Origin of the sequence: Amycolatopsis deserti (assembly GCF_014653945.1) — a bacterium.
GTDB classification, from domain to species: domain Bacteria; phylum Actinomycetota; class Actinomycetes; order Mycobacteriales; family Pseudonocardiaceae; genus Amycolatopsis_E; species Amycolatopsis_E deserti.
Map to the genome: position 1 here is coordinate 304,887 of NZ_BNAU01000002.1, position 26,073 is coordinate 330,959.

General features: G+C 70.5%; 24 protein-coding genes and 3 pseudogenes. 8 read left to right on the forward strand and 19 right to left on the reverse strand.

The genetic code is table 11. The features are described 5' to 3' along the window. Positions 1 to 2: 2 nt before the first annotated feature. The 9 genes from IE290_RS09930 to IE290_RS09970 all read right to left on the reverse strand — a co-directional run bounded on the left by IE290_RS09930 (position 3) and on the right by IE290_RS09970 (position 9,815). The gene (locus IE290_RS09930) at positions 3 to 1,619 is read right to left on the reverse strand and encodes an AMP-binding protein (protein WP_191244250.1); all 1,617 of its coding nucleotides are present in this window, start codon (positions 1,617 to 1,619) and stop codon (positions 3 to 5) included. After that, entirely contained in the window at positions 1,616 to 2,437 is an 822-nt protein-coding gene (locus IE290_RS09935) for an alpha/beta fold hydrolase (protein ID WP_191244251.1), read from the reverse strand. The genes IE290_RS09930 and IE290_RS09935 overlap by 4 nt, the downstream gene beginning before the upstream one ends. Further along, positions 2,434 to 3,294, reverse strand: coding sequence for a MaoC/PaaZ C-terminal domain-containing protein (locus tag IE290_RS09940; RefSeq protein ID WP_191244252.1), 861 nt, complete (start codon positions 3,292 to 3,294; stop codon positions 2,434 to 2,436). Before IE290_RS09940 ends, IE290_RS09935 begins: the two co-directional genes overlap by 4 nt. Then, the gene (locus IE290_RS09945) at positions 3,291 to 4,679 is read right to left on the reverse strand and encodes an MFS transporter (RefSeq protein ID WP_229874375.1); all 1,389 of its coding nucleotides are present in this window, start codon (positions 4,677 to 4,679) and stop codon (positions 3,291 to 3,293) included. Before IE290_RS09945 ends, IE290_RS09940 begins: the two co-directional genes overlap by 4 nt. A 149-nt stretch (positions 4,680 to 4,828) precedes the next feature. Beyond that, positions 4,829 to 5,599: a cytidyltransferase gene (locus IE290_RS09950; RefSeq protein WP_229874376.1), complete on the reverse strand. Its 771-nt coding sequence runs from the start codon at positions 5,597 to 5,599 to the stop codon at positions 4,829 to 4,831. 50 nt (positions 5,600 to 5,649) lie between these two features. After that, on the reverse strand, positions 5,650 to 6,771 hold the full coding sequence (locus IE290_RS09955; protein WP_191244254.1) for a muconate/chloromuconate family cycloisomerase: 1,122 nt from the start codon (positions 6,769 to 6,771) through the stop codon (positions 5,650 to 5,652). 32 nt (positions 6,772 to 6,803) lie between these two features. Beyond that, positions 6,804 to 7,652: a catechol 1,2-dioxygenase gene (gene catA / locus IE290_RS09960; RefSeq protein ID WP_191244255.1), complete on the reverse strand. Its 849-nt coding sequence runs from the start codon at positions 7,650 to 7,652 to the stop codon at positions 6,804 to 6,806. A gap of 20 nt (positions 7,653 to 7,672) precedes the next feature. Next, positions 7,673 to 9,247, reverse strand: coding sequence for a 4-hydroxyphenylacetate 3-hydroxylase family protein (locus tag IE290_RS09965; RefSeq protein WP_191244256.1), 1,575 nt, complete (start codon positions 9,245 to 9,247; stop codon positions 7,673 to 7,675). 31 nt (positions 9,248 to 9,278) lie between these two features. Continuing rightward, positions 9,279 to 9,815: a flavin reductase family protein gene (locus tag IE290_RS09970; RefSeq protein WP_191244257.1), complete on the reverse strand. Its 537-nt coding sequence runs from the start codon at positions 9,813 to 9,815 to the stop codon at positions 9,279 to 9,281. A gap of 110 nt (positions 9,816 to 9,925) precedes the next feature. On the opposite strand from IE290_RS09970, the gene IE290_RS09975 reads away from it, so the two are divergent. The 5 genes and pseudogenes from IE290_RS09975 to IE290_RS38510 form a co-directional block, all read left to right on the forward strand. Continuing rightward, positions 9,926 to 10,705, forward strand: coding sequence for an IclR family transcriptional regulator domain-containing protein (locus IE290_RS09975; protein ID WP_191244258.1), 780 nt, complete (start codon positions 9,926 to 9,928; stop codon positions 10,703 to 10,705). A gap of 152 nt (positions 10,706 to 10,857) precedes the next feature. Continuing rightward, positions 10,858 to 11,475 carry a TetR/AcrR family transcriptional regulator gene (locus tag IE290_RS09980; protein WP_191244259.1) on the forward strand — a complete coding sequence of 206 codons (618 nt, stop codon included), beginning with the start codon at positions 10,858 to 10,860 and terminating at the stop codon, positions 11,473 to 11,475. An 85-nt stretch (positions 11,476 to 11,560) separates the two neighbouring features. After that, a complete protein-coding gene (locus tag IE290_RS09985) occupies positions 11,561 to 12,049 on the forward strand; it encodes a nuclear transport factor 2 family protein (protein WP_191244260.1) in 489 nt (162 codons plus the stop codon). A gap of 460 nt (positions 12,050 to 12,509) precedes the next feature. Beyond that, a pseudogene (locus IE290_RS38505) lies at positions 12,510 to 12,650 on the forward strand (chorismate-binding protein); the annotation flags it as partial. A gap of 58 nt (positions 12,651 to 12,708) precedes the next feature. Then, a pseudogene (locus tag IE290_RS38510) lies at positions 12,709 to 13,296 on the forward strand (chorismate-binding protein); the annotation flags it as partial. On the opposite strand, the gene IE290_RS38200 reads toward IE290_RS38510, so the two are convergent. Together IE290_RS38200 and IE290_RS10000 are read right to left on the reverse strand one after the other, a co-directional pair. Further along, positions 13,199 to 13,717, reverse strand: coding sequence for a TetR family transcriptional regulator C-terminal domain-containing protein (locus IE290_RS38200; protein ID WP_268246333.1), 519 nt, complete (start codon positions 13,715 to 13,717; stop codon positions 13,199 to 13,201). The pseudogene IE290_RS38510 and the gene IE290_RS38200 sit on opposite strands and share 98 nt — an antisense overlap. Continuing rightward, a complete protein-coding gene (locus IE290_RS10000) occupies positions 13,627 to 14,124 on the reverse strand; it encodes a winged helix-turn-helix transcriptional regulator (protein WP_191244261.1) in 498 nt (165 codons plus the stop codon). The genes IE290_RS38200 and IE290_RS10000 overlap by 91 nt, the downstream gene beginning before the upstream one ends. A 212-nt stretch (positions 14,125 to 14,336) precedes the next feature. Between IE290_RS10000 and IE290_RS10005 the strand changes: the two genes are divergently transcribed. The 3 genes from IE290_RS10005 to IE290_RS10015 all read left to right on the forward strand — a co-directional run bounded on the left by IE290_RS10005 (position 14,337) and on the right by IE290_RS10015 (position 18,363). After that, positions 14,337 to 15,218, forward strand: coding sequence for an isocitrate lyase/PEP mutase family protein (locus IE290_RS10005; protein WP_191244262.1), 882 nt, complete (start codon positions 14,337 to 14,339; stop codon positions 15,216 to 15,218). Further along, positions 15,190 to 16,581, forward strand: coding sequence for an amidohydrolase family protein (locus IE290_RS10010; protein ID WP_229874379.1), 1,392 nt, complete (start codon positions 15,190 to 15,192; stop codon positions 16,579 to 16,581). The genes IE290_RS10005 and IE290_RS10010 overlap by 29 nt, the downstream gene beginning before the upstream one ends. Positions 16,582 to 17,085: 504 nt before the next feature. Further along, positions 17,086 to 18,363, forward strand: coding sequence for an MFS transporter (locus IE290_RS10015; RefSeq protein ID WP_229874380.1), 1,278 nt, complete (start codon positions 17,086 to 17,088; stop codon positions 18,361 to 18,363). Positions 18,364 to 18,501: 138 nt separating this feature from the next. Here the strand turns inward: IE290_RS10015 and IE290_RS10020 are convergent, their stop codons facing one another. The 8 genes and pseudogenes from IE290_RS10020 to IE290_RS10055 all read right to left on the reverse strand — a co-directional run bounded on the left by IE290_RS10020 (position 18,502) and on the right by IE290_RS10055 (position 25,921). After that, positions 18,502 to 19,080 carry a TetR/AcrR family transcriptional regulator gene (locus tag IE290_RS10020; RefSeq protein WP_191244264.1) on the reverse strand — a complete coding sequence of 193 codons (579 nt, stop codon included), beginning with the start codon at positions 19,078 to 19,080 and terminating at the stop codon, positions 18,502 to 18,504. Positions 19,081 to 19,162: 82 nt separating this feature from the next. Beyond that, positions 19,163 to 20,278: pseudogene (locus IE290_RS38515) on the reverse strand (chloride channel protein); the annotation flags it as partial. Between the two features lie 223 nt (positions 20,279 to 20,501). Beyond that, positions 20,502 to 20,921 carry an ester cyclase gene (locus tag IE290_RS10030; RefSeq protein ID WP_191244265.1) on the reverse strand — a complete coding sequence of 140 codons (420 nt, stop codon included), beginning with the start codon at positions 20,919 to 20,921 and terminating at the stop codon, positions 20,502 to 20,504. A 139-nt stretch (positions 20,922 to 21,060) separates the two neighbouring features. Beyond that, entirely contained in the window at positions 21,061 to 22,224 is a 1,164-nt protein-coding gene (locus IE290_RS10035; protein ID WP_191244266.1) for an acyl-CoA dehydrogenase family protein, read from the reverse strand. 17 nt (positions 22,225 to 22,241) lie between these two features. Further along, entirely contained in the window at positions 22,242 to 22,994 is a 753-nt protein-coding gene (locus tag IE290_RS10040; RefSeq protein ID WP_191244267.1) for an SDR family NAD(P)-dependent oxidoreductase, read from the reverse strand. A gap of 61 nt (positions 22,995 to 23,055) precedes the next feature. Next, positions 23,056 to 24,228, reverse strand: coding sequence for a thiolase family protein (locus IE290_RS10045; RefSeq protein WP_229874492.1), 1,173 nt, complete (start codon positions 24,226 to 24,228; stop codon positions 23,056 to 23,058). 29 nt (positions 24,229 to 24,257) lie between these two features. Next, the gene (locus tag IE290_RS10050) at positions 24,258 to 25,055 is read right to left on the reverse strand and encodes an SDR family NAD(P)-dependent oxidoreductase (RefSeq protein ID WP_191244269.1); all 798 of its coding nucleotides are present in this window, start codon (positions 25,053 to 25,055) and stop codon (positions 24,258 to 24,260) included. A 107-nt stretch (positions 25,056 to 25,162) separates the two neighbouring features. Further along, on the reverse strand, positions 25,163 to 25,921 hold the full coding sequence (locus tag IE290_RS10055) for an SDR family NAD(P)-dependent oxidoreductase (RefSeq protein WP_191244270.1): 759 nt from the start codon (positions 25,919 to 25,921) through the stop codon (positions 25,163 to 25,165). Positions 25,922 to 26,073 lie beyond the last annotated feature (152 nt).

Below are 26,073 nucleotides of genomic sequence, written 5' to 3' on the forward strand. Positions count from 1 at the left end.
GGTCAGACTCCCTCTCGCAGTGCCAGCTCGCGCAGCGCGGCGGCGCGGATCTTGGTTCCGTTCGTGCCCGAGGTGGTGGGCATTTCGTCGATCAGGCGGACCCGGGACGGCACTTTGAACTTGGCCAGGGTCTGGGCGCACCACTGCTTGAGCTCGTCTTCGCCGGGCCGGGCGGGGCCGTGGGGCACCACGAAGGCCACAGCGACGGTGCCGCCGTCGCCGCCGGGCACGCCCACGACTTTGGCCATCGCGACCGCGGGGTGCGCCGCAAGCCGGGTTTCGATCTCGCCCGGGTCGACCAGGAATCCCCGCAACCGCAGCACGTCACCGATCCGGCAGAGGTACTGCACGGTTCCGGGGGCGACCAGCCGGCCGAGGTCGCCGCTGCGGAACCAGCCGTCCTCGGTGAACACCTCGCCGGCGACCGCGGGATCACCGAGGTAGGCGTCGACGACGTTCGGTCCGCGGAACTGCATCTCGCCCTCGGCACCGTCCGGCACGGTTTCCCCGGTGACCGGGTCGGCCACACGCACCTCGATCGCCTCCGTGACCACCTGGCCGCCCCCGGACCACCGCAGCTCCGGCGGATACCGCCCGGGCCAGAACGCCGTCAGCGCGAACAGCTCCGACGAGCCGTACACGCCGGCGACGCCTGCGCCGAACTCGCGCTCCGCCCAGGCCGCGAGCTGCCGGGACCGGCCCTCGAAGTCCGCGATCCCGATCCACCGCAACGGCAGTGGCACGGGGTGGGACTGCCAGGCCCGCTCGATGCGGCCGAGGAGGTCGTCGGCGCCGATAACGTGGGTCACCCGGTGCCGCACCATATCGCTGAGGACGCCGTCGGCGTCGAACACCGGCTCCAGCGCCACCGCGGCGCCGGAGAAGATCGCAGCCATCGCCGCGACGAACCCGAAGACCCCGGACAACGGGAGCGCGCCCAGCATGACGTGCCCGGGTCCCAGGCCGATGCGCTCGCCGGCGGCGACGAGGTGCTCGGCCATGCCGGATTCGCCGTGGGCGGCCAGTTTCGGGCGGCCGGTCGAGCCCGAGGTGGTGAACGCCGTGGCCAGTCCCGGGACCGGGCACGGCCTTAGCTCACCGCCGCCGGACGCGTGGGGGAACGTCGACGCCCCACCGCCCACGTCGTAGGCCGCCACCGCGCCCGGGGACGCCGGTGCGGCCCCGGGCGCGGTGGTCACCAGGCACACCGGCGGCTCGGTCGCCGCCGCCTCGTGCGCCGCGTGCAGGATCCGGCGGAGGTCGAGGTTCATGAAGTCGTGGGCGATCACCACCGCCCGCGGCCGGGCCATGCGCAGCACGTGCGCGACCTCATCGACGTTGTACCGGGTGTTGATCCCTATGACGTGCGCTCCCACCGCCAGCGCGGCGAACTGCGTGGCGACGGCGTGGGACCAGTTCGGCAGCCAGACACCGACGCAGTCGCCCGCGCCGATCCCGTGCGCGCGCAGATCCTCGGCCATTCCGGCGGCCAGGTCGCGCAACTGCCGCCGGGTGAGCGGCCGCGCCGGGGACCGGCCGGCGTCGGCGTCGTACAGCACCACGGCGTCGGGTTCGGCATCGGCCAGTCCGGCGAACACATCGAGCAGGCGCGGTGTCACGGTCGTCCCTCCTTCATCTCGCCCAGCCAGCCGTCCAGGACCTTCGCGAAGTCGTCCATCTCCTCCATCGGGTAGTGCCCGTATCCCGGGAGGAGGACGAACCGGCCGTCCGGCACCTGCCGGGCGGACTCGGCCACCGATCGCGCATCGACCCACAGGTCGTCCTCGCCGGCCACGAACGTGATCGGGCACGGGATGCCCGCCAGCAGCGGGCGCACGTCGTGCGTGCCCCACCCGATGAGGTCGCTGGTGGACACCAGCGGATCTTCCCGGCAATGCATGCGCGCGATCAGTTCCGCGCGCCCGCGGGCCACCCGGCGGCCGACGACCGCGCGGGTCCCCAGGTGAGTGCGATCGGCGCGCGCGGCCGCGGCGCTGTCCTCCAGTTCCCGTTCCAGCGCGTGCAGCTGGACCCGTCCCGGTCCCGACTCGGCACACATCGACACCGCCGCGTCCAGCCGGTCGCCGTACCGCGCCGCGAGGTCCTGGGCGATCTTGCCGCCGATCGAGCAGCCGACCACCACCGGCCGCGCGACCTCCAGGACGTCCAGCAGCCGCACCAGCCAGTCCGCGTACTCGCGCAGGTCCCGCACCGCGCCCCCGGGCGCAGGCTCGGAATGCCCGTGGCCCGGCAGATCGGGCACGATCAGCCGGTAGCCCAGTTCGCTCAGCGGCCGCAGCGCGTGCCGCCACTGCACACCGCTCTGCCCGGCGGTGTGCACCAGCACCAACGTGGTTCCGTTGGGCTCCCGCGGTGCGGCGTCCTGCGCGAACCCGATGCGGCCGTCGAGCACCAGGTGGTGGGCGGTGACCTTCACGCGACCACCTCGCTGTGCTCGGTACGGGCGAGGTCGCGGGCGACCTCCACGATGATCTCCAGGGCCTTGGTCAACCGCAGGTACTCGTACGGATCACCGCCGGGGGTGAATTCCCCGGTCATCAACCGGGCGCCGAACCGGCTCTCCTCCGCGGTCAGCAGATCCGCCCAGGTCTGCTCGCTCGCCCCGAAGGTGAACGTGGCGCCGTGCGGCGACCGGCGGGTGACGTCGATGATCCGGCCCCGGTAGACGCGCAGGTGGACTTCGTGCTCGCCGCCGCGCAAGCCGATGGTGCCGTCCCACGACGCGACCGCGGATGTGAACGCCGGGTTCGCCGTCAGGGCGTCCGCGAGCTGTCTCCCCCAGGCCACGGTGCCCACGTCCCGGTTGGTGGGCCGCGGCCCTCCGTCACCCGCCCGCACGAGGGCGGTGGCCGTGCCCGACTGGATCACGGTGCCGTCGGCGCCGAGCAGCTCGTTGTACCGGGTCACCAGTCCCTGGCCGCCTCCAGGGCCGTCCCGCAGGCGGACGATCGTCACCGCGAGGGAGAGCTCGTCCCCCACCTTGATCGGCCGGTGGTAGGTCCAGCTCTCCTCGGTCGCCGCCACGATCGACTCGGTCACCAGCCCCAGCCGGGTCCACAGCCCGGCCGCCACCGCCGCACCGAAGGAGCCCTGCAGGACCGGTTCCCCGAACGACGTGGCCCAGGCGTACTCGACGCTGGTGTGCAGGGGGTGATCGTCGCCGCTGAGCGCGGTGAACCGGGCCAGGTCCTCCTCGGCCACCACCCTCGGTCCCGCCGTGAACCGCTGCCCGACCCGGAAGTCCTCGAAGTACATCCCACCTCCGCCGGTCACGCCGCACCGTCCGTCCGGTCGGACGAAACCGCGTACAGGTCGCGCTGGAACCGCTCCCTGATGGTGCTCACCCCGGCGAAGGTCACCGCGGCCATCGCGATGATGTACAGCGACACCGCCGACGATCCGCCGGAGGCGGCGACCAGGGCCGTGGTGATCATCGGCGCCAGTCCGCCGGCCAGCACGGACGCCACCTGGAAACCCAGTGACGCTCCGGAGAGCCGGACGTCCGCCGGGAACATCTCGGCGTACATCGCGGTCTGGCACCCGAACATCGACGCGTGGATCGTGAACCCGACGACCAGCGCGACGCCCAGCCACAGCAGGCTGCCGGTGTCGATCAGCCAGAACATCGGGAAGCCCGCGACCGCCATGGCCACCGCGCCCGCGAGGTAGATCCGCTTGCGCCCGAGCCGGTCGGACAACGCGCCGAACACCGGGATGGTCACCACCTGCGTCAGCCCCGCGAGCATCACCACGAGCAGCATCGGCGTGCGGTCCAGCCCGAGTGTCTTCGTCCCGTAGTCGAGAATCCCGGAGATGAAGATATAGAAGGTTCCGTTGACCACGAAGAACGCCGCGATCGCCTGCAGGATCTGCCGCCAGTACAGGCGGATCGCCTGCCCGACCGGCGCCTTGCGCACGCCGGCCCGCTGCGCGGCCGCCGAGGAGGCGTGCCGGAGTTCGGTGAACACCGGGCTCTCCTCGATCTTGAGCTGGACGTAGATCCCGACGACCACCAGCACCAGCCCGGACAGGAACGGGATCCGCCAGCCCCACGCCTCGAACGAATCCGCCGGCACCAGGGCGGTGAGCAGCAGGAAGAACCCGTTGCCGAGGACCGCGCCGAGGATGGTGCCGGTGTTGACCAGCGAGCCGTAAAAGCCGCGCTTGGCCACCGGCGCGTGCTCCACCAGCAGCATCGCCGCACCACCCCACTGCGCACCGACACCCAGCCCCTGCACGATCCGCGCGATGACGAGCAGGACCGGCGCCCACATCCCGGCGGTGTCGTAGGTCGGCAGCAGTCCCACCACGAACGTCGCCACACCCATCAACAGCATCGAGCCGACCAGCGGGACCTTCCGTCCGTAACGGTCCCCCACATGCCCGGCGAGCACCCCGCCGAGCGGACGCGCGACGAATCCCACCGCCAGCGTGGCGAACGACGCGAGCGTGCCCTGCACGCCGCCCAGCGTGGGGAAGAACAACGGACCGAACACCAGCGCCGCCGCCGTCGAATACACCAGGAAGTCGAACCACTCGAGCACGGTCGACGCGATGGAGGCGAAGGCCAGCTTCCGCATTCTGTTCTCGTCGACCACGAGACCGCCGTGAGCCGCATCGGCCCGGGCGGACGGGGACACGTCACGGTCCGTAGACACCGGGGGACCTCCTCATCGATCGTCCACCACGGCCGCTCAGAACGAACGACCGTTCAGGTCAGTCAAGCAGCCGGCCCGTCCTCGGTCAAGCCCCGGCGGCGCCGGCCCGCACCGCGGACGGAGTCGACATTGGACGCTGATCCGCCGCTTCAGGCCACGAAGTCGATACCGCCCGGTCCCGGCCGCACTGACGTGACGGGCACGATCACCCGCTGCTCGCCCGTCACCCACACCGGGAGAGGCCCCAGGCCGCCGAGGCGCCCCCAGTAGCGGCCGGGCGCGGGCAGGGCGGTGCCGGACGCGACGACGAGCTCGGTCCTGCCGTGCCCGTCCGGCCGGAACGTCCCCTCGACATGGTGCGGACGGCCGAGTGCTCGCGCCGCCCCGCGCACGTCTCCGCGCCTCAGACAGGCCCGGACGTGGGTCGACGAGCAGCGGACGCCGGCCTCGGCCGGCAACAGCCCGACACCGTGCGTGGTGAAGCCGCGCTGTTCCCCGAGCTCCCGGAGGGTGTCCACGGTGCCCGCGGCGCGGTGACCGAAGGTGAGGTCGGCGCCCACCACCACCGCCTCGGCACGCAGCCGCTCGACCAGGGCCCGCTCGACGAACTCGGACGGCGAGAGCGCGGCGAACTCACGGGTGAACGGCAACACGCAGACCGCCCGTATCCCGAGCCCGAAGGCGAGATCGGCTCGGCGTTCGACGGTGCTCAACGCCGCGGTGTCCCGCGGTAACCCGAGCACGCGTGCCGGGTGCGGGTCGAAGGTGACCAGCACGGCCGGCAGGTTCCGGGCGCGGCCGAAGCCCACCGCGCGGTCGATCAGGCGGGCGTGTCCGCGGTGCACCCCGTCGAACACGCCCAGCGTCACCACCGACGGGCCGAACCCGGCGGGCACCTCGCCGAGCGCGCGCCACAGCACGCACTCTTCCGACGAGGGACGGACATCAGCTCCGAGCCCGGCCCGCATGGTCACCTCCGGGCGAACGCGCGCACCGCGCCCGGGTCGAGCTCCACGCCGAAGCCGGGCCCGTCGGGCAGGTGCAGCTCCCCGCCCTCGTAGCGCAGCGGGGTGGCGAGGTGCTCGGCACGCATCAGCAGGGGCCCGAACAGCTCACTCCCCCACGTCACCGCGGGCGTTGCGCACGCCAGGTGCAGCGAGGCCGCGGTGCCGACCGGACCGTCGATGGACGTGCCCATGTGGGCGGGGATCCCGGCGGCCGCTGCGACTTCCGCGATGGACCTGGTGGCCCTCAGGCCGCCGGATTTGCTGATCTTGAGCGAGTACACGTCGGCAGCGGCGAGCCTGGCGAGGCGGAGCGCGTCGCCCGGGGTGCGGAGGCTTTCGTCGGCCATGACGGGGATCGGCAGCGCGCGGTTGATCTCGGCGAGGGCCTCGACATCGGCGCCAGGCACGGGTTGCTCGACGAGCTCGATGGCGGCGTCCGCGAGGCGGGGCAGGTGGGCCAGTGCCGTGCCGCGGTCCCACCGCGCGTTGACGTCCACGCGCAACCCCGCCGCGCCGGCGAGCTTGTCCGCGATGGCGGTGATGCGCCGGACGTCGTCGGCCGGGTCCAGAGCACCCATCTTCAGCTTGAAGGTGCGGTGGGTCCCGGCGTCGAGCTTGGCGAGCGCTTCCTCGACGACGACCGGGGCTGGTTCGGTGCCCAGTGCCCAGGTGACCGGAACCGAGCGGCGGACGACCCCGCCGAGGAGCGCGTGCGCCGGCACGCCCAGGCACCGGGCCCACGCGTCGTGCAGCGCGATGTCCACGGCCGCCTTGGCGTGCAGGTTGGCCGCCACCACGTCGCCGATGTCGCGCTCGATCCCCGCGATGTCATCCACTTCGCGGCCGAGCAAGATCGGTGCCAGGTACCGCTCGATGACGAGCTGCATGGTCTCCACCGACTCGCCGCCCCACCACGGGCCGCCGGGTACGACGCCCTCCCCCACGCCGGTGACGCCACCCGCGGTCCGCAGGTACACCAGCAGGACGGGCTGGACGTCCATCCCGACGCGGGCGAACCGGTGCGGTCGCCGCAGCGGCACATCGAGCACGACCGTTTCGACGCGGTCGATGCGAAGATCGCTCATCACGAAGCTCCTCTGGTCGGCGCCGGGGAGTTTCAGGCCGGTTCGAGCACGAAGTCGTACTCCGCACGCTCGCGCCCGTCGGAGATGGGTTGCGGGTCGAGCACGAGTTCCGGCTTGGTCGCCTGCGCGACGTCGGAATCGAGCCAGTCTCCGCCTGCGAAGTACAGCTGCGTGGTGATCGGCCGGTAGCCGGGCGCCCGCACGATCAGGTGCAGGTGCGCCGGCCGCCAGGGGTGCCAGCCCGCCGATTCGATCAGCTTGCCGGTCGGGCCGTCGGTGGGGATCTGGTACGGCGCGGGCTGGACGGTACTGATCTCGAACCGGCCCTCGCCGTCGGCGACCACGACACCGCGCAGGTTGCCCTCCGGGATGTGCGGGGCGAATCCCGAGTAGTAGCCGGCGTGGTCGGCGTGCCAGATGTCGAGCTCGGCCCCGGGGACTGGCTCGCCGGTCGTGTCGCGGACCTGCCCGGCGAACACCAGCCGGGTGCCCGGCTCGTCGTCGCGCATCGGCAGCGTCGCCACCGACGGAAGCTTGGGGGCGCCGGGCAGGTAGTACGGGCCCAGGATGCTGCCCTTGGTGCCGTGCTGTGCGCGGGCCGCCACTTCTTCGACCTCGTGCTCGACGAACACGTCGAGCAGCAACGGCCATTCGCCGCTCTCGCCGACCTCGATCAGCCACTGCTTGGCGGCGGTGAACTCCGGGTAGGTGACCTCGTGGGTGCGGATGGCCTCGTGCACTCCGTCCAGCACCGCCTGGACCACCGTCGCGACGCGTTCGCGGCTGAGCTCGCCCGAACCGCCGTCCCGGCGCGCAAGGAAGGCTTGGGTCGCCGAGGCACCGGCCGCGGCCGCCGTCGGGGATGGGTCTGTCGTGCTCATGGCGGGAGTCCTCTCTGTACTCACCGCTTGCCCAGCAGCGAGACGTCGTCGTTGTTGATCAGATCGGGCACCGTCCAGCCGTCGAGGTCGTACTCGGCCATGCACTGTTCGGCGAAACCGCGCATGGCGTCGGCCTGACCGGACTGCTCCATCGCGATGAGCTGCTCGAACCGCACGCCCTCGTGGTTGCCGGCGTAGTTGCGCTCGTAGAGCTCGTGACGGCCGCCGAACTCGGTACCGATGGAATCCCAGATCAGCTTCATCAGCTTGACCCGCTCGACCGAGTCGTAGCCGTTGGACCCGCGCACGTACCGGTCGAGGTAGGGCCGGACCTCGGGTGAGGAGAAATCCGACGCGTGCGAGGGCAGGTAGATCAGGGCGCTGCCGAGGTCCTGCATGATGATCTCGCGGATGCGCGGGTAGCCGACGGTCATGAACCACCGGTAGGCCAGGCCGTAGTTCAGGTTCGGCAGCAACGTGCCGTTCTTCCACTCGCTGGGGCTCGCGGCCATCGCGTCGGACAGCGCCCAGAACAGGTTGCGCCAGCTGATGACCTCGCCGATGCGGGTCTGGATGCCGCGGAAGTCCTTGGTGCCGGTCGCTTCCACCCCCTTGAGCAGCAGGCCGGCGATGAAGTCGAGCTTGACCGCCAGGCGGGTGACGCCCTGGAAGGTGAACCGCTCCAGGAAACCGGAGCCGGGGACGAAACTGCTCACCTTGTCTGCGTCGCCGTAGATGAACACGTTCTCCCACGGGATCTTCACCTTGTCCAGGATGAAGATCGTGTCGTTCTCGTCGAGCCGGCTCGACAACGGGTAGTCGAACGGCGAGCCCATCTGGGCGGCCATGCTGGTGTAGGAGTTGCGGCAGATCAGCTTCATCCCGGGCGTGTTCATCGGCACGGTGCAGACCAGCGCGAACTCGCGGTCCTTGAACGGCAGGCCGTAGTGGGCGATGAAGTTGTAGTGCGTGAGTGCCGATCCAGTCGCCACGACCTTCGCCCCGGAGACGACGAGGCCGTCGTCGGTCTCCTTCTCGACGTGGACGAACACGTCCTTGACCTCGTCGGGCTTCTTGTTGCGGTCGACGGGTGGGTGGACGATCGCGTGGTTCCAGTACAGCACCTTTTCCTGCGATTCGGCGTACCACCGTCGCGCGTTGCCGGAGAAGGGTTCGTAGAACTCGGAGTTCGCGCCCAGCGTGCCCAGGAACGACGCCTTGTAGTCGGGGCTGCGGCCCATCCAGCCGTAGGTCATCCTCGCCCACTCGGCGATCGCGTTGCGGTCGGCGAGGAGGTCCTCGCGCGTGCGCGGGCTGCGGAAGAACGGGAACGTGAACCCGTTGCTGCCGGTGTCCGTCGGCGCCGTCAGGACGTCCTGCTTGGCCGGGTCGTGCAGCGCGTCGTACAGCCGCGCCGTCATCCGAACGGGATTGCGGAAAGCCGGGTGGGTGGTGATGTCCTTGACCTTCTCGCCGTAGAGGAACACCTCCCGGCCGTCCTGCAGCGACTCGACGTACTCCTCGCCGGTGAACGGGCGGGTGGTCCGTACGTCCGCGGCACCGTCCCGGCCGGGCGTGGACTCCTGTGCGGTCATGCTCTTGCTCCTTTGCAATAGCGGATGTGCGTCAGACGGAGGCGGTGAACCACGACACGCCCGGGCTGTCCCCGGACTGCAGCCACGGCGCCGCCTGGTAGACGGGACCGAGGTGGCGGAAGCCGCCGAGGTAGAACACCAGCGGGTCCCCGCCGGCGACCTCGAAGCCGGCGACCTCACCGAGGTAGAGCACGTGGTCGCCGCCGTCGTAGCAGCGCCACGGAGTGCACGAAATCGTGGCGAGCGCCCCACCCAGCTGCGGTGCCAGCTGCGGATCCGGACGCCGCCAGTCCGGCGCACCGGCCATCGGCTTGCCCGCGAAGTGCAGCGCGACCTCGCTTTGCGGCTCGCTCAGCACGTTGACGGTGAAGGGCACGCCCTCGAGGTACTTGCTGATCTTCGACCGGCGGTCGAGCGACACCAGCACCAGTGCCGGATCCAGCGACACCGCGCTGAACGCGTTGACCGTCGCCCCGTGCGGCTTTCCGTCCCCGTCACAGGTGACCACCGTGACCCCGGTGGCGAAGTGGCCCAGGCACCGCCGCAATGCTCGCGGATCGACCGGCATGCTCCACACCTCCTGTACACTATGTGTACGTGATGAACGGATAGTGTACGTCTGGCAGATCGTGTGACACTTCGCGCGGGCTGTCAAGAGAACTGAGGAAAATGGAGCCGATGGACGACGAGAAGACGAGTCAGAACCACATCCAGGGCCTGGAACGCGGCCTGGCGGTGCTCACCGCGTTCGACGCCGACCGTCCGAACCCGACAGTGGCCGAGCTCGCGACGGCGACCGGGCTGTCCCGACCGGTCGTGCGCCGGGTCCTGTTGACCTTGCAACGACTCGGTTACGTGGCCTCGTCTGGCCCACATTGGACTTTGACGCCGCGGGTGCTGTCCATCGGCCAGCACTACACCGCCACGCACGCCCTCACCGAACTGGCCCAGCCGCACTTGATGCGACAGGCCGAGCGGACCGGGGAGTCGGCCACCCTCGCGGTGATGGACGGCAACGAAGTCGTCTACATCGCGCGAGTGCCGGTACGCCGGGTGTTGAGCGTGACCGTGTCCCCCGGCACGCGTGTCCCCGTGCACGCGACGTCCCTGGGCCGGGTGCTGCTGGCGTGGGAACCGGACGAGCGGGTCGACGAGGTGATCGCCGAATGCGGCCTCCCTCGACTCACCCCCCACACCGTCACCGATCCGGCCGAGTTCCGCGAGATCCTGACGCGCGTCCGGGAACAGGGGTGGTCGCTGGTGGTGAACGAACGCGAGGAGGGGCTCATCTCGCTGTCGGCACCCGTGCGCGACCACCACGGCCGGGTCATCGCCGCGGTCGCCTCCTCCACCTCGACCGGGCGCACCACGCCGGACCGGATGCGCGAGGAGGTGGTCCCCGTGCTGCTCGAGACCGCGAAGGCGATCAGCGGCGAACTGGGGCACGAACGCGGGTGACCCGGCGGTCCGCGGCCGGCGGGAACGCCCCGGCCCAGGGCCGGCGGCATGCGCGCACTCGCCATGCTCACGCCTCCTCGTGCCTGAACGAACGTTCTTACTCCAGCGAACCAGTCGCTCGGAGGTCCGTCAAGAACGTGTAATCTCGCCGGATGAACAGTCGTTCTGCTGCTGCCGCGCTGATCAGCGAAACCGGCCGGGGCACCAAGGCGGCGATCCTCAACGCAGCCCTGGCCGCGTTCGGGGAAAAGGGCTTCAACGGCGCCTCGACACGCGATGTGGCCGCCGGCGCCGGAACCAGCCTGTCCAACCTCTACAACTACTTCCCGTCGAAGTCGCACCTGCTCGCCGAACTGCTCCAGCGGGCCAACGACGAGCTTCTGAACCGCACCAGCACCGCGGTCCAGGCCGCCGGGGACGACCCAGCCGACCGGATGCGGGAAGCGGTCAAGGCCTACGTCGGGTTCGTCGTGGACCACCAGACGGCAGCGCTGGTCGCCATCAGCGAGATCCGCTACCTGCACGGCGAGCACCGGGAGCGGGTCGTCCGCGCCCGCGACAGCACCCAGGCCATCTTCGGGGAGATCATTTCCGAGGGCGTCGCCCAGGGCCGGTTCACCACCCCCTACCCCGATGGCGCCGCACGGAACATCGTGTCGATGTGCTCGGCGATCTCCACCTGGTACCGCGCCGGGGGACGTCTCTCCCGGAAGGCCCTCGCCGAGCAGCACGCCCGGTACGCGCTCGCCCTGCTCGAAACCCGCGACTGACCGCGGGCACTCCTTGCCAACCGGGTCCGCCCCCACCTATCGTCTGAACGATCGTTCGTACTGAGGCGGAGAGCAGGGAGGCGGCATGGGTGACCTGGAGGCCAGGATCCGGCGGCTCGAAGACGTCCAGGAGATCGGCCAGCTGCGTGCGCGGTACTGCCAGTACCTCGACGACGGGCGCTGGGACGAGCTCGCCGGCCTGTTCACCGAGGAGGGCCGGTTCGTCGGCCTGTCCACCGCCAGCGGGCGCAGTGAACTGCGGACGTTCTTCGCGGGTCTGCAGCGCGGTCCGCTCACCGCGTGGTGGCACTTCAGCGCCAACGAGACGGTGACGGTCGACGGTGACACCGCCACCGGGGAAACCTGGCTGTACCAGCCCTGCGTGGTCGACGGCGAGGCCCAGGTGGCCGCGGGCCGCTACACCGATTCGCTGGAGCGCCAGGACGGGAGGTGGCTGTTCACCGAGCGCAAGGTCACCTTCTTCTGGTGGGTCCCCCTGACCGCCGGGTGGGACTCAGGGAGAATCGGCTGGGCCCCGGCCGGCGGGGCGCTGGACCCTCGCTACCGGCGATGAGCGTTGCACGACGCACTCGGCGTCGCGCTCCCACACTCGGCTGAGGTGGCCCCGGACAGGAGACACGCCGCTCCGCGCCAAGCCGAGGTCGGCGACGGGCTGACCGGCGGGTGCCCGCCCCGGAGGTCGTGCCGGCCCAGCACGTCCTGCCCTGCCCTGCGGGGTGCCGGCGGATCATTTCGTTCCCCGGGTGACTTCGCGCCGAGCCGGTTCAACCGTCCGGTGAGGCCGGAGGACGAGGTCAGCATCTCCGCGCGCACCGTGAGGCCGTGCAGTCGTGTATCCGAGCGATCGCCGAGGGAGAACTGTTCCAGGCCAACATCTGCACGCGCTTCCACGGCGTCTTCGACGGCTGCGCGAGTGAGTTGTTTGCGGTCGGGACCGCCGCGACCCGCGCCCGGCGCTCGGCGTACCTCCCGGGCGACTGGGGGCGATCGTGTCGCTGTCGCCGGAACTGTTCGTGAGGCGACGTGGGCGCCACGTCCGATCGAGTCCGATCAAGGGCACCTTGTCGCGGCGAGGGCCCGCCGATGCCGGCAACGCGGTCGCATTGCGACGGTCCCTGAAGGACATCGCGGAGAACGTGATGATCACCGACCTCGTGCGCAACGACCTCGGCCGGGTCAGCCGAGCCGGCTCGGTGAAAGTGCCCGAATTCCTCATCGTGCGCGAAGCGCCCAGGGGTCTGGCACCTCGAATTCACCGTGGAAGGGCACCTCGGCGCGGATGTCGACGACGCCAGGCTTCTGCGCGCGGTGTTCCCCTCGGGATCGGTGACCGGTGCACCGAAAATCCGGGCGCTCGAACTCATCGCCGAGGTCGAACGGGAGCCGCGCGGGGTCTACTGTGGAGCCGTCGGGCTGGTCTCGCCCATCGCCGGGACGGAACTCAACGTCGCGATCCGGACACTCGAACTGCACCCGGGTGGCGGGGGTGATTACCTCGTCGACCTCGGTGTCGGTGGGGGCATCACCGCGGACTCCGATCCGGACGCGGAGTGGGCCGAGTGCTTGCACAAGGCCGCTCCTCTGGAGACCCTCATGCTGGGTCGCCACCGGCTGCCGGCGACGAGGCGGCGGGATGAAGCAACGCGACGTCCCGCTGCGCCGCGCCGCGCAAACCAGGCTGCCGGCGGTGACCACCGAAGGGTCAGCCCAGCACGCGTAGCGCCTGGTCGACCGGCGCGCGCAGCCGTTGCAGGTCGTGGCCGGCGCGGTGGCGTACCCGCAGCCCGGCGAGGGTGGTGAACAGCAGGTCGGCGGTGGCCTCCGCGTCGAGGTCGGCAGCCAGTTCACCGGCGGCGATCCCGCGGCGCAACAACGCGGCGATCGCGGCAATCGTGCCGTGGAATGCCGCATCCACGCGCCGAGTGGTTTCCGGGTCGTCCGTGCCCTCGGTGGCGGTGTGGATGACCAGACAGCCCGGCAAGTCGGTGAGCTCGACCATCGAGCAGAGCCAATCGCGCAACACGAGGCGGACGGGCCGGTCGTCCTCCAGTGCGGCGGTGCAGCGTGCGGACTCCGACGCCTGGTAGTGGTCCAGAGCGCGTGATGGGGAAAACCCTTGCCCTGCCGCCGTCAGCTCGCCTGGGCAGCCGATACCCCGTCTGCGGCCCCCAGCGTGGCGTCGTCGGTCCTCCGGGCGGTCAGCTGTGCGGGCGGCACACACTGACCGTCCGCTGTGACGAAAGCCAGTTGGGCGGCCGTCCCCGTGTCTTCCAGGGTGAAGCGTGGCGAGGTGCCGCCGGGACGCGGCCGGTACGCGCGGCCCCAGCTCGCCAGGGCCGCCATGACCACGTTCAGGCTGCGGCCGGCTTCGGTGAGCACGTACTCCTCCCTGGCCCGCAGCCCCGGTTCCCGATAGGTCCGCCGCTCCATGAGCCCCTCGTCCACCAGCTGTGCGAGCCGTTTGGCCAGGATGTTCGGCGCGATTCCCAGCTCCTCCCGGAACTCCTGGAACCGTGTCGAGCCCGCCAGCATCGCCTCCCGGACGATCAGCAGCGTCCAGCTGTCGCCGAGCACCTGCAGCGTCCGGGCGATGGAGCAAGTCGAGTCCTTGCCGAGCGTCTTGGGCACGCCACGATCGTACCCACTTGAGTAGCTCCGAGCTAGCCAGCTGGACACGGGGCCGGCACAGCCCACCACTCGAGGAACTGAGCCGCCCTCGCTGGGTTGCACGAAGAAATCCAGCAATGCTAGCTTGCTGAAAGCAAGTCAGCAGCCTTGCGGCACCCCCAGCGCGCCACGGGCGTGCGAACCGTCCGCACTTCGCATCAAGGAGCCCCATCGTGCCGTCGACCCCAGCCCAGCGCCGTGCGGCCTTCGCCGAGCTCGTCCGGTCCCCCGCGCCACTCGTGCTCCCGGGCGCCTATGACGCCTTCACCGCGAAGCTCGTCGAGCGCGCCGGTTTCCCCGCGACCTACCTCGGCAGTTTCGCCGCCGCCGCGAGCACGTTCGGCGAGCCGGACGTCGGGCTGATCACGATGACCGAAATGGTGGACGCGGCGCGCCGGATCGTCGAGGCGACCGAGCTGCCCGTCCTGGTGGACGGCGAGAACGGCTTCTACGAGCCCGAGAACATCTGGCGGACGGTCCGGGCCTTCGAGGCTGCCGGCGTAGTGGGCATCCACATCGAGGACAACCTCGGCGGCAAGCACACATCGCGACCGGCGGGGCTGATGTCTCCCGAGCGGATGGCGAAGCGCATCCGCGCGGCGGTGGACGCCCGCACGGATCCGACCTTCCAGATCATCGCACGGTCGGACGCGGCCTGGGTTTACCGGGACATCGACGACGCCGTCAGCCGCCTGCAGAGCTGTGTCGCGGCCGGGGCTGACGCCGTTTTCGCTCCCGCGATCCCCGCGGCCAAGCTGAAGCAGGTCCGCTCGCGCATCGACGCCCCCGTCATGGTGGCCGCGGACGTGTTCGACGCTCCGGGCGGCGACCGCCCCGGCAGCACGCTCGCGGAGTACGCCGACGCGGGAGCGGACATCCTCCTGCTGTGGTACAGCCTCATCGGCGCGGCGGCCAAGAGCGTCACAGCGGTTCTCGACGCACTCAAGGAAGGCCGGGAGGTCGCCGACCTTGGCGACCTGATGCTGGGGCAGCACACCTTTGAGTCCCTCATGGACTACGCGGCCTATGAGCGACGCGCCGCCCGTTATCAGTGACGCCCCAGCCCCCGCATTCCCGGTCCGTTCTCACGAAAGGCGGCAACCCATGAGCAAGGACAAACCCCTCGCAACGACCGCGTTCACCGACGCGCGGGTGATCGTAGGCGACGGCACCACGGTTGTCGACAACGCCGTGATCACTGTCCAAGATGGACGAATCACCGGCCTCAGCCAGGCCCCGGCCGGCGACCTCACCGGCGCGACCGTGGTCTCGTTGCGGGGCAAAACAGTCATTCCCACGCTGGTCAACCCGCACGGGCACATCGGCTACATGCGAGGTACTGTCTGCGATCAGGGCTTCTATTCGCGCGAGAACATCCTCGACCACCTCCGCCGGTTCGTCTACTACGGGATAAGCACGTTCCAGTGCCTCGGGACCGACCGGAACGGCATCGAGATCGCCATCCGCGACGAGCAACGCTCCGGAACCCTTGACGACCCGGACCTGGCGACCTTCTTCACCGCGGGCTCTGGCCTCGTCGCGGCGCCCGGCCCCGGGCAGGCCAGTGGTGCGCCGTTCTTCGCCGTCGACGCGGTTCACCAGGTGACCGACCCGGCGGACGGCCGGGCCTTCGTGCGCGAGCTCGCGGGGCGGAAGGTCGACGCGGTGAAGTTCTGGATCGACGACCGGGGTGGTGCCGCGGCCAAGCTGTCGCCGGAAGCGTGCCGGGAGATCGTCGACGAAGCCCACCAGCACGGGATCAAGGCCGCGGCGCACATCTACACCGCCGAAGACGCCAAGGTCGCGCTCGACGCCGGTGCCGACATCCTCGCCCACATGCCCCGCAGCCCTGCCCCGGACCAGGAGCTGATCGAACGGCTCATCGAGCGCGACACCGCGGTCTTCACCTCGATGAGCGTGCAGGGCCCGACGCGCACCGAATGGCTGGACGATCCGGCGGTGCGGGAGACGCTGCCGGCCACCGCCATCGAGGAGCTGCGTGGCCGCATGCAGGCGCGAGGCGGGGAGCCACTGTTCGACACCGGTGAGACCTACCGCCGCCTGCAGGAGAACTTCGCCACCCTGCACCAAGCCGGCGTCCGGCTCGTCTACTCGGCCGACACGGGCCTGCTCGCGCAGCTCCCCGGGCTCGCCGAGCACCGGGAGCTCGAAGCGCTGGTCGAGGCGGGCCTGTCCCCGATCGAGGCGATCGAGTTCGCCACCCGGCGCTCGTCCCACCTGCTGGGGCTGACCGACCGGGGGACCATCGAGGTCGGCAAGCGGGCCGATCTGCTGGTCCTCGACGCCGACCCACGCGCGGACATCACCAACACCCGCCGCATCGCCGATGTCGTGCTCGGGGGGCGGGTCGTGGACCGCGAACGCCTGCGGCGGCAGTGGCGAACCGACAGCGAGTGACCCGTCGCCCGATCGACGCCCCGTGCGGTCACCCGCGGTGCCAGCCGCTCGTAAGTGCGACCAGCCGAGCACGGTTCCCTGCCGGGCCATCACACCCCCTCCAGCCAGATGGGCACGCCCACGGCAATGTGACCGGTGAACTCCGTGCGGCCTGTCGTCGAAGTCCCGCACGTGGGCCACCGGACCGCCTCGGACCCCACCGTGATGCCTGGACCACCTCGTCGCGGGCATTGCGGCCACCACCGTCCCACCGGAGCCGAAATGCACGGCCATCCGCTTTCCTTCAGTGCCTTGTACCGACCGGTCAATATGCATATAGTTCAGACAACGACGCGCACCATTGCTCCCCTGGATCTGGGCGCGTCGTTTGCCTCCTGCTCAAGCTCTCATGCGGGGCAGGCGGCATCCACCCGGCCCGGCACCACCGCCAGGAACGGATCAGATCGACCTGTACAAAGCGCCGCGTGGTGAAGCGAATCTCCCCCGAAGTCGTTGGAGGTAATGATGGTGGTCGAGCAACAACAGGCGGCGCGGATCAATCCCGCGCGCGTGGCCTTCGCCAGCTTCGTCGGCACGGCGATCGAGTGGTACGACTTCTTCCTGTTCGGTTCGGCGGCGACCCTGGTGTTCAACACCCAGTTCTTCCCCACCCTGAGCCCGTTGGCCGGGACTCTCGCGGCCTTCGCGACGTTCGGCGTCGCGTTCGTCGCGCGCCCGCTGGGCGGTATCGTGTTCGGGCACTTCGGCGATCGCCTCGGCCGGAAGCGGATGCTGATCCTGTCCCTGTTGTTGATGGGCGGCGGGACGGTCGCTATCGGCGTGTTGCCCACCTACGCCCAGATCGGCCTCGCCGCGCCTCTCCTGCTGGTTCTCGTGCGGCTGATCCAGGGCTTCGCGGTCGGCGGCGAATGGGGCGGCGCCGTGCTGATGGCGGTGGAGCACGCTCCGCCGCGGCGGCGGGCCTTCTACGGCAGCTGGCCGCAGGCGGGCGTGCCGGCCGGGCTCGTGCTGTCGGCCGCGGCGTTCCTCGCGGTGCAACAGCTGCCGAAGGACCAACTGTTGTCCTGGGGCTGGCGCCTGCCGTTCCTGGCCAGCACGGTGCTCATCGCGGTCGGCTTTTACGTGCGTTCCCGCCTCAGCGAGTCGCCTGAGTTCGAGCAGGTGTCGCAGGCCCGGGAAGTGTCGAAATTCCCGCTGAAGGACACCCTGCGACGTTCCCCCCGCTCCGTTCTCGTCGGTCTGTTCGCCCAAGCCGCTTCCAACATCCCCTTCTACGTGGTGACCGTGTTCGTGCTGTCGTACGGCCCCGGCGAGGTCGGCATCTCTCGCAGCACGGTCCTGACCTGCTTGATCGTCGCCTCGTTGCTGGACATTGCCGCAGTGCCGCTGGTCGCCGTCCTCGCCGACCGCATCGGCAGGCGGAACATCCTGCTGGCTGGGGCGGTCTACTCGGCCCTCGCCGCGTTCCCGTTCTTCTGGCTGATCGACAGCGGCGCCCCCGCTGCGGTGCTCATCGCGATGTTCCTGTTCGCCTGCGTCGGGCACGCGCTGAGCTACAGCGCCATGGCCGGCTTCCTGGCTGAGCTGTTCGACGCCGAGCACCGCTACACCGGCGTCTCGGTCGCGTACCAAGTGGGCGGGCTGATCACCAGCGGGCCGGCGCCGTTCATCGCCGCCGCCCTGTTCGCCGGCTTCGGTGGCTCCTGGGTGATCTCCCTCTACATCGTCCTCGCGTGCGCGATCACGTTCACCGCGCTCCTGTTCACGCCGCGCCGGCACTGAACGGCGGCCCACGGCCTCGGGCGACGTGTCACGGTGATGGATGTCGCCCAGGCCGCGGGCGCGTCGCAGGCGACGGTTTCCTATGCGCTCAGCGGCATTCCGCCCGCCAGGGGCGAACGAGCCGACTGGGTCGGGGACTCACCGGCTCACGAGCGCGGTGACCAGTGTTTCGGCGATGGCGCGAAGGTCGTCAGTCGCGTGGTCCACCCGTTCCATCACAGCGATGCCACGGGTGGTGGTGACGACCAGGCGCGCGGCCGCCCGGAGCTCGACGGCCAGGTCCACGCCGTCGTCAATGGCGACAAGCGCGTCGTGGACAAGGTCCTCCAGTTTGTCCAGCATGACGCGGACCGCGGCTTCCGTGCGGGGGGAATCCGGAGCGGCCTCGACGGCCGTGCGGGTGGACAAGCAGCCGCGGGACGGGGAACCGGCTGAGAACATGACGATGCAGTAGTCGAAGAAGGACAGCAAGGCGGTCCGCTTGTCGGGGCCATTCAGCGCCTCGCGGGCGCCGGTGAGGAAGCGGTCGGCGTATTCGCCGAAGGCACGAAGGAAGATCTCCTCCTTCCCCCCGTAGGCGTGGTACAGCGAGCCACGCTGGACGCCGGTGCCAGCGGCGAGGTCGAGCATCGACGTCGCGCGGAACCCCCGCTCGGCGAAGACGTCGAGCGCGCGCTCGAGCGCCACTCGCTCGTCGAACTGCCGTACCCCGGCCATGAAGCTCCTTTCTGCCCCACGCTCGAGCAACTCTACCGGGATCGAAGATGGTGCCTCCGGACAGCAGCATTGCCACAGCGCTGCCGATCACCGCAGCGGGCACGAGCGACGAGAGCAGACCCGCCCCGCTCAGCTCGGCCGCTAGCGCGACCGCCGTGGCCGGAGCACGGGCCCCGGCCGCGAGGCAGGCAGTCATCCCCACGACGGCCGCCCCCGGTACGGGGAACGCGGCGCCTACGGCAGCGCCGAGGAACAGCGTCGGACCGATGGTGCCACCCACCCCGCCGACGCCGAGGGTGACGGTCGTCGCGAAGATCTTCGCGGCCGCCAACAGGAGCAGGGCGCCGGTGTTGCCGGCTCCCGTGGCCACGTCGATGATGACGTCCTGCCCGATCCCCCCGACCTGGGGCACCGCGAGTACAGCCGCGCCCACCAGCACCCCACCGACGGCCGGGCGCGCCCACTCGGACCACCGCCACACCAGATCGGCCGCCCGCCGCACCACTCGAAGGCTCCAGACCAGCAAGACCCCGGCGACCCCGGCCAGCAGCGCCACCGGCACGGTGGCCAGGTGCGGGCCGACCCCGGCGATGTCCGGTCCGGGCAGCCGCAGTGGTTCCCCCGGCAGGGCCCAGGCGACCGTGGTTCCGGCGACGGCCCCAGCCACCATCGCGGCCAGTTCGAGCGGGCTCATGCCGGTCAGCAGGACTTCCACGACCAGGACGACGCCGGTCATCGGCGCCTGGAAGGACCCGGCGACACCGCCCGCCACGGCGGACGCCACCGTCGATCGCACCAGCGTCGCTGGTACTCGCGGCAGCCGAACCAGCACCGAGCCGACTGCCGCGGAGATGTGGATGATCGGGCCCTCGCTCCCGGCCGACCCCCCGGAGCCGAGGGTGAGACCGGCGGCAATCCCCTTGACGCCGGCGACGCGGGGACGGAGTGGCTCCGCCGTCGCGAGCGTTCGCCGGACCTGCGGAACCCCGCCGCCCCCGCCCTCTGGCGCGCACACCGCCAGCAACGGCCCGTACGCCAGCGCCGCCACTACCGGGGCGAAAAGAACCACCGGCACCGGCGCGCCATGCAGCAGCCACCGGCATGCCGCCACGGTCTGAATGAGAGCGACGCCGGAAGCGCTGGCCAGGGCACCCGCGATCAACGCGAGCACCAGGGCCGCCGGCCATCTTCGCGTCATCGGGGATCGGCCCCGGCCGAAGGCGCCGGTACTCGGCCACTCGGGCCGCCCGCAGTCAGCTTGGATGCGGCCGCAGTGTGTCCGAAAGCGACAGCGGCGGCAACGCCGAGCGGACTACAACCGTCCGCCACCGGAACACGGCCGGCGCCGGTGGCGACGGGACGCGTTCGACCGTGCCGGGAGACCTCGCGACCGCCACGGCCGGCGGGCCCGCGGCGCACGGTCAGGCCGACTGCCGGGTCAGACGCTGGAAGAGTTCCCACGAAGCCCGCTCGACGTGGTTGTGCAGCAGCTTGCCGTCTTCGCGCACTTCCCACACCGCGGTTCCGCTGAACGAGATCGGCCGGCCGTCGGGCTCGGTGCCGAATATTCCCTTGTTGCGGCCGTGCACCCGCCAGCGCGAGGCGACACGGCTGCCGTCGTGGTTCTGGAACGTTTCGATGACTTCCAGCCGGAAGTCGTCGATCTTCTCGAGGAAAGCCCGGATCCACGCCTTGAAGTTCTCGCGCCCTTCGATGCGCTCGCCCGCGTTCGTGATCACGAAGTCCTCGACGACGTAGCGGTCCGCGGCGTCCGGGTTGCCGGCGTTCCACACGTCGCGCCAGAACGACTCGACCACTTCCACCGAGTTCACAAGCGACACCGGCAGCCTCCTTGAGTTCATGTTTGACATCACTGTCAAACATAAGCGGTCCCGCCCGCGTAGCCCAGCTTTTGCGAGCACCGCCACACGACAACGGCCGGGCGCCCCGGGCGCCCGGCCGGATCTGTCGTGTCGTCGGTCAGCTGGCGACCGCGAACGCGTCCTCGAACGTGTAGCCGCCGAGCAGTTCCCGGGCGGCCACCATGTACTGGATGGTGGGCGTGCCCTCCTCCAGCCAGTTCAGCCGCGCGTCGCGGTAGAGGCGTTCGATCGGGTACTTGCGGGTGTAGCCGATCCCGCCGTGCACCAGCAGCGCGCGGTCGGTGACCCGGCCGACGGCCTCCAGCCCGAACTGCTTGACCAGTGACGACTCGGCCGGGATCCGCTTGCCGCTGTCCCACTTGGACGCCGCGTCGGCCAGCATGCCGCGCAACGCGTACACGTCGGCGGCCATCTCGGCCAGGTAGCGCTGGATTGCCTGGCGCTGCGCGATCGGCTTGCCGAAGGTGACCCGCTCCTGCGCGTACTTCAGCGACAGTTCCAGCGCCCGCGACGCCGTGCCCAGCGAGGAAGCGGCGATGAACACGCGGCTGATCTCCAGCGCCCGCTCCAGGTGTGCGCCGCCCTCGCCCTCGGCGCCGACCAGAGCCGACACCGGCACCCGCACATCCTCGAACGTCAGCTCGCCGTGCTCGGCACCCTTGCAGCCCATCGTTTCCGGCAGCGGCGCGATGGAGAACCCGGGGGTGTCGCGCGGCACGATGAGCGCCGAAACGTCTTTGTCGGACGTCTTGGCGAACACCAGGAAATGTGAGGCGATGTCGGAGTTGGTGATGAGCCACTTCCGCCCGTTGAGCACGTACTCGTCACCCTCGCGCCGCGCGGTGGTCGACAGGTCGGCGCCGGTCCCGTTGCCAGGCTCAGTGAGCGCGAAGGCCAGCGATTTCTCACCGGTCGCCGCGCCCGGCAGAATCTCCTTCTTCTGAGCATCGTTCCCGATCTCGGACAGCGCGTGCGCGAAGGAGTTGTGCACGTGCACGATCGCGCGGATGCCGCCCTGGATCTTGGCGAACTCGGCCAGGATCGGCAGGTACTGCGCCATCGACAGCCCGGCGCCGCCGTACTCCTGGGGCACGATCAGCCCGAACGCGCCACACGAGCGAAGCGCGGGCATGACGATGTCATAAGGAATGGTTTCGGTGTCCTCGATCTGGTGTTCCAGCGGGTCGAGCTCGTCCCAGATCGTGGCGAGCACACTGTCGCGCAGCTTCCGGTACTCGTCGGCGGGCAGGCCTGCGTTCATCATTTCCTCCTTGAGATCTAAAGCGTCCAGCCGCCATCGGCGGCGAGCACCGCACCTGTGCAGAACGTCGCGTCCTCGGCCAGGAAAACCGCGGCACGGGCGATTTCCTCGACCGTGCCGAACCGTCCGAGCAAGGTGGCATCGGCGATCCTGGCGCGTGCCGCGTCCGGGATCGCCGACGTCATGTCGGTGTCGACGAAGCCCGGCGCGAGCACGTTGACCCGGACTCCCTTGGGTGCGAGTTCCTTCGCCAGCGAGCGGGCGAAGCCCACGGCCGCCGCTTTGGCGCTCGCGTAGGCCGTGTCGCCTGGGAAGCCCACTGAGCCGACCGCGGAGCCGACCAGCACGACGCCGGGGCTCGGGCTCGCTCCCCGGGTCAGCCACGGGATCGCGGCCTGGACGAGCGCGGCGGTGCTTCTCAGGTTCGCCTCGACGACCTGCCACCAGTCGTCGAGATCGATCTTGGCGAGCTTGCCGCCGTGCCAGACCGCCGCGTTGAGGACGAGCGTGTCGAGCCGGCCCCACTGGCCGGTGACCTGCTCGATCGCCGCACCGGCGCCCTCGGGCGCGGCGAGGTCGAAGGGCACCGGCAGAACTCGGTCCGGGTGGACCGCGGCGAGCTTCTCGACGAGCTCACCGCCGGTCCGGTAGGTCCCGGCAACCCGCAGGCCCCGGTCGAGGAGCTGCTGCGCGATGCCGGCTCCGATACCGCGGGAGGCGCCGGTGACCAAGGCCACCCGCTCACCCGTCATGCTGTCGTCTGCATCCATCACAGTATTGTACCGATCGGTCTATAGAAATAAGTGCGTGAGATTTATCGGAAAAGAGGAATCAGATCCGCTCGACGATCGTGGCGTTGGCCATGCCGCCCCACTCGCACATCGTCTGGAGCCCGAAGCGGGCCCCGCGGCGCTCCAGCGCGCCGACGAGGGTCGTCATGATCCGGGCGCCGCTGGCGCCCAGCGGGTGGCCGAGCGCGATGGCACCGCCGTGCACGTTGAGCCGGTCGTGCTCCACCTTGAGATCGTTCATCCAGGCCAGCGGCACAGGCGCGAACGCCTCGTTCACCTCGAACAGGTCGATGTCGTCGGCGGTGAGCCCGGCGCGCTCGAGCACGGCGCGGGTGGCCGGCACGACGCCCATGAGCATGACGATCGGGTCGTCCCCGACAACGGCCATCGAGTGCACCCGCGCCCGCGGGGTCAGGCCCAGCTGCTCGGCCTTCTCCGCGCTCATCAGCAGGACGCCCGCCGCTCCGTCGGTCAGCGGCGAGGAGTTGCCCGGCGTGATCTTCCAGTCGATCTCGGGGAACCGCCGCGCAGCCGCTTCGTCCACGAAGGACGGCCGGAGCCCGGCGAGCGTCTGGACCGTGGTCCCCGGCCGGACGGTCTCGTCGACGGTCACCTCCGGCGCATCGGTGACGGTGATCAGATCGCGCGCGAAGGCATCCCGCGCGGCTGCTGCGCGGTGGTGCGAGACCGCGGAGAACTCGTCCAGCTCGTCGCGGTCCAGCTGCCAGCGGGCGCAGATCAGCTCGGCGGAAAGCCCCTGGCCGATGAGCCCGCCACCGGGAAACCGCTCCGCGATCCGGGTGCCGAGGTGGTCGGCACCCTGGGCGTCGGAGTGCATCGGCACCCGCGACATCGATTCGACACCGCAGGCGATCACGATGTCGGCCGCGCCGGCCTGGATCGCCTGCGCGGCGAAGTGCACCGCCTGCTGACTGGAACCGCACTGCCGGTCGATCGTGGTCGCCGGCACCGAGAGCGGGAAGCCCGCGGCCAGCACGGCGCTGCGAGTGGGGTTGATCGCCTGCTCCCCCGCCTTGGTGACGCAACCGCCGATCACGTCGTCGACCAGGGCCGGATCGAGATCGGCGCGCTGGACGAGGGCGGTGAGGACGTCGGCGAGCAGGTGCACGGGGTGGACATGCGACAGCGCACCGCCCTTCTTCCCCTTGCCGACGGGCGTGCGCACAACGTCGACGATGACCGCGTCGCGCACTGATGTCATGGTTCCTCCCTGGGGCGGGTTCACACCGACCGGCGGGTGCCGATCGGCAGCCGGGACGGCAGGGCGGGCATCGGGCCGCCCGTCCGGCCGCCGGGCACGCCGGCGAAGCGATAAGGGACCGGCTCCCGGCCGGGCTGCACGACGACGACCTCGCTCGGGTCGTCGCCGACGGCGCACGAGACCAGCGCGCGCGCCACATCGCGCACGGTGACCAGCGGGAAGCCGAGCCGGTCAAGCTCGGGACGGGCGGCGCCCAGCATCGGCGTGTCGACCAGGCCGGGGCAGACCGCGTGCAGCCCGACCCCCTTGGCGGCGAGCGTGGGCGCGTAGCCCCGGACCAAGCCGATCACCGCGTGCTTCGTCATCGCGTACACCGGATCGAACGGCACCGCGGTCATGCCCGCGAGTGACGCGGTCACGACCGCGCGCCCGCGCGCGGCCAGCAGCCGTGGCACGAGGGCCTGCAAGCCGTAGACCACTCCGTCGACGTTCACCGACCACGCGCGGCGATAGGCCACGGGGTCGACGTCGAGGAGCTCCGCTTCGCCGAGTGCGACGCCCGCGTTCAGCACCAGCGCGGTGAGGGGAAGACCCGCGGCCCCAACGGCTTCGACCGCCACTTTCCAGGCACCCGGGTCGCCCACGTCGAAGGCCACCGCGGAGGCGGCTCCGGCTTCGTCGGCCGCGCGGCGGGCGGCATCGGTGTCGAGGTCGGCGACGATGACGTGCAGTCCGCGTTCGGCGAGTTGCCGGACGACTTCGCGGCCGATTCCACCCGCTCCGCCGGTGACGAGGGCACACCCCGCGCTACTGGCCACGTTTCCTCCCGGGATCCGACGCTGGACTGCTTCGAACAATACTTGTACAGACCGATCAGTACAAGGCTTTGGGCAGAGTTCCGCCCGCCCCCACACAGGTGGATTCCCTATCGCGGCGCCATCCGGATCGCTCCGTCCATCCGGATGACTTCGCCGTTCAGGTAATCGTGTTCGACGATGGTGGCGACGAGCCGCGCGTACTCGTCGGGCCGCCCGAACCGCGGCGGGAACGGAACTCCGGCCGCGAGCCCGGCTCGGTACTCTTCGGCGACGGTGGCCATCATCGGGGTGTCGATGATGCCGGGCGCGATGGTCATCACCCGGATGCCCGACGACGCCAGATCCCGGGCCGCGGGCAAGGTCAGCCCGACGACGCCGCCCTTGGACGCGGCGTAGGCGACCTGCCCGATCTGTCCGTCGAACGCGGCGGCCGACGCGGTGTTGACCACCACTCCGCGGGCGCCGTCCGCCAGCGGCTCGGTCGTGGCGATCGCCTCGGCGGCGACAGCGAGCACGGTGAAGGTGCCGGCGAGGTTGATGTCGAGGACCTTGCGGAAGAGTGCCACGTCGTGCCTGCCCGAGCGGGACAGGATACGGGCAGACGGGGCGATCCCCGCGCAGTTCACCGCGATCCGCAGCGGCACGCCCGCGCCGGCGGCCTTGTCGACGGCCGCCTGCACCTGGTCGGAGTCGGTGACGTCGGCCTCGACATAGGTCACCCCCTCGACCGTGGTGGCCGCCGCGACCGCCGCGGGCAGGTCGAGCGCGAAGACCCGCGCCCCCTTCTCCGCCAGCAGGCGGGCCGTCGCCTGGCCGAGCCCTGACGCACCGCCGGTGACCAGGGCAGCGCTGTCGTCGATTCGCATGTCGTTCCTCCCATGTCGGCGACACCGGCGACGGGAAGCCGCGGAAGGGTAAGGAGAACGGGCCTGCCGGCACCAGGGCCCGGCGAGAGAAACCCGGCCCGAACCCCATTGGCGGGCAGCCGGTGTGCTCCGTTTGTAGCAGAGCGGACAAA

Excerpts from the sequence above, each read along its gene's own strand:
- IE290_RS10035 (WP_191244266.1), bottom strand. The coding sequence starts at position 22,224 with ATGAACGCAGGCCTGCCCGCCGACGAGTACCGGAAGCTGCGCGACAGT.
- catA (WP_191244255.1), bottom strand. The coding sequence starts at position 7,652 with ATGAGCACGACAGACCCATCCCCGACGGCGGCCGCGGCCGGTGCCTCG.
- IE290_RS09975 (WP_191244258.1), top strand. The coding sequence starts at position 9,926 with ATGGACGACGAGAAGACGAGTCAGAACCACATCCAGGGCCTGGAACGC.
- IE290_RS09955 (WP_191244254.1), bottom strand. The coding sequence starts at position 6,771 with ATGAGCGATCTTCGCATCGACCGCGTCGAAACGGTCGTGCTCGATGTG.
- IE290_RS10010 (WP_229874379.1), top strand. The coding sequence starts at position 15,190 with ATGAGCGACGCGCCGCCCGTTATCAGTGACGCCCCAGCCCCCGCATTC.
- IE290_RS10055 (WP_191244270.1), bottom strand. The coding sequence starts at position 25,921 with ATGCGAATCGACGACAGCGCTGCCCTGGTCACCGGCGGTGCGTCAGGG.
- IE290_RS10040 (WP_191244267.1), bottom strand. The coding sequence starts at position 22,994 with ATGGATGCAGACGACAGCATGACGGGTGAGCGGGTGGCCTTGGTCACC.
- IE290_RS09965 (WP_191244256.1), bottom strand. The coding sequence starts at position 9,247 with ATGACCGCACAGGAGTCCACGCCCGGCCGGGACGGTGCCGCGGACGTA.
- IE290_RS09970 (WP_191244257.1), bottom strand. The coding sequence starts at position 9,815 with ATGCCGGTCGATCCGCGAGCATTGCGGCGGTGCCTGGGCCACTTCGCC.
- IE290_RS10015 (WP_229874380.1), top strand. The coding sequence starts at position 17,086 with ATGGTGGTCGAGCAACAACAGGCGGCGCGGATCAATCCCGCGCGCGTG.
- IE290_RS10020 (WP_191244264.1), bottom strand. The coding sequence starts at position 19,080 with ATGGCCGGGGTACGGCAGTTCGACGAGCGAGTGGCGCTCGAGCGCGCG.
- IE290_RS09985 (WP_191244260.1), top strand. The coding sequence starts at position 11,561 with ATGGGTGACCTGGAGGCCAGGATCCGGCGGCTCGAAGACGTCCAGGAG.
- IE290_RS09980 (WP_191244259.1), top strand. The coding sequence starts at position 10,858 with ATGAACAGTCGTTCTGCTGCTGCCGCGCTGATCAGCGAAACCGGCCGG.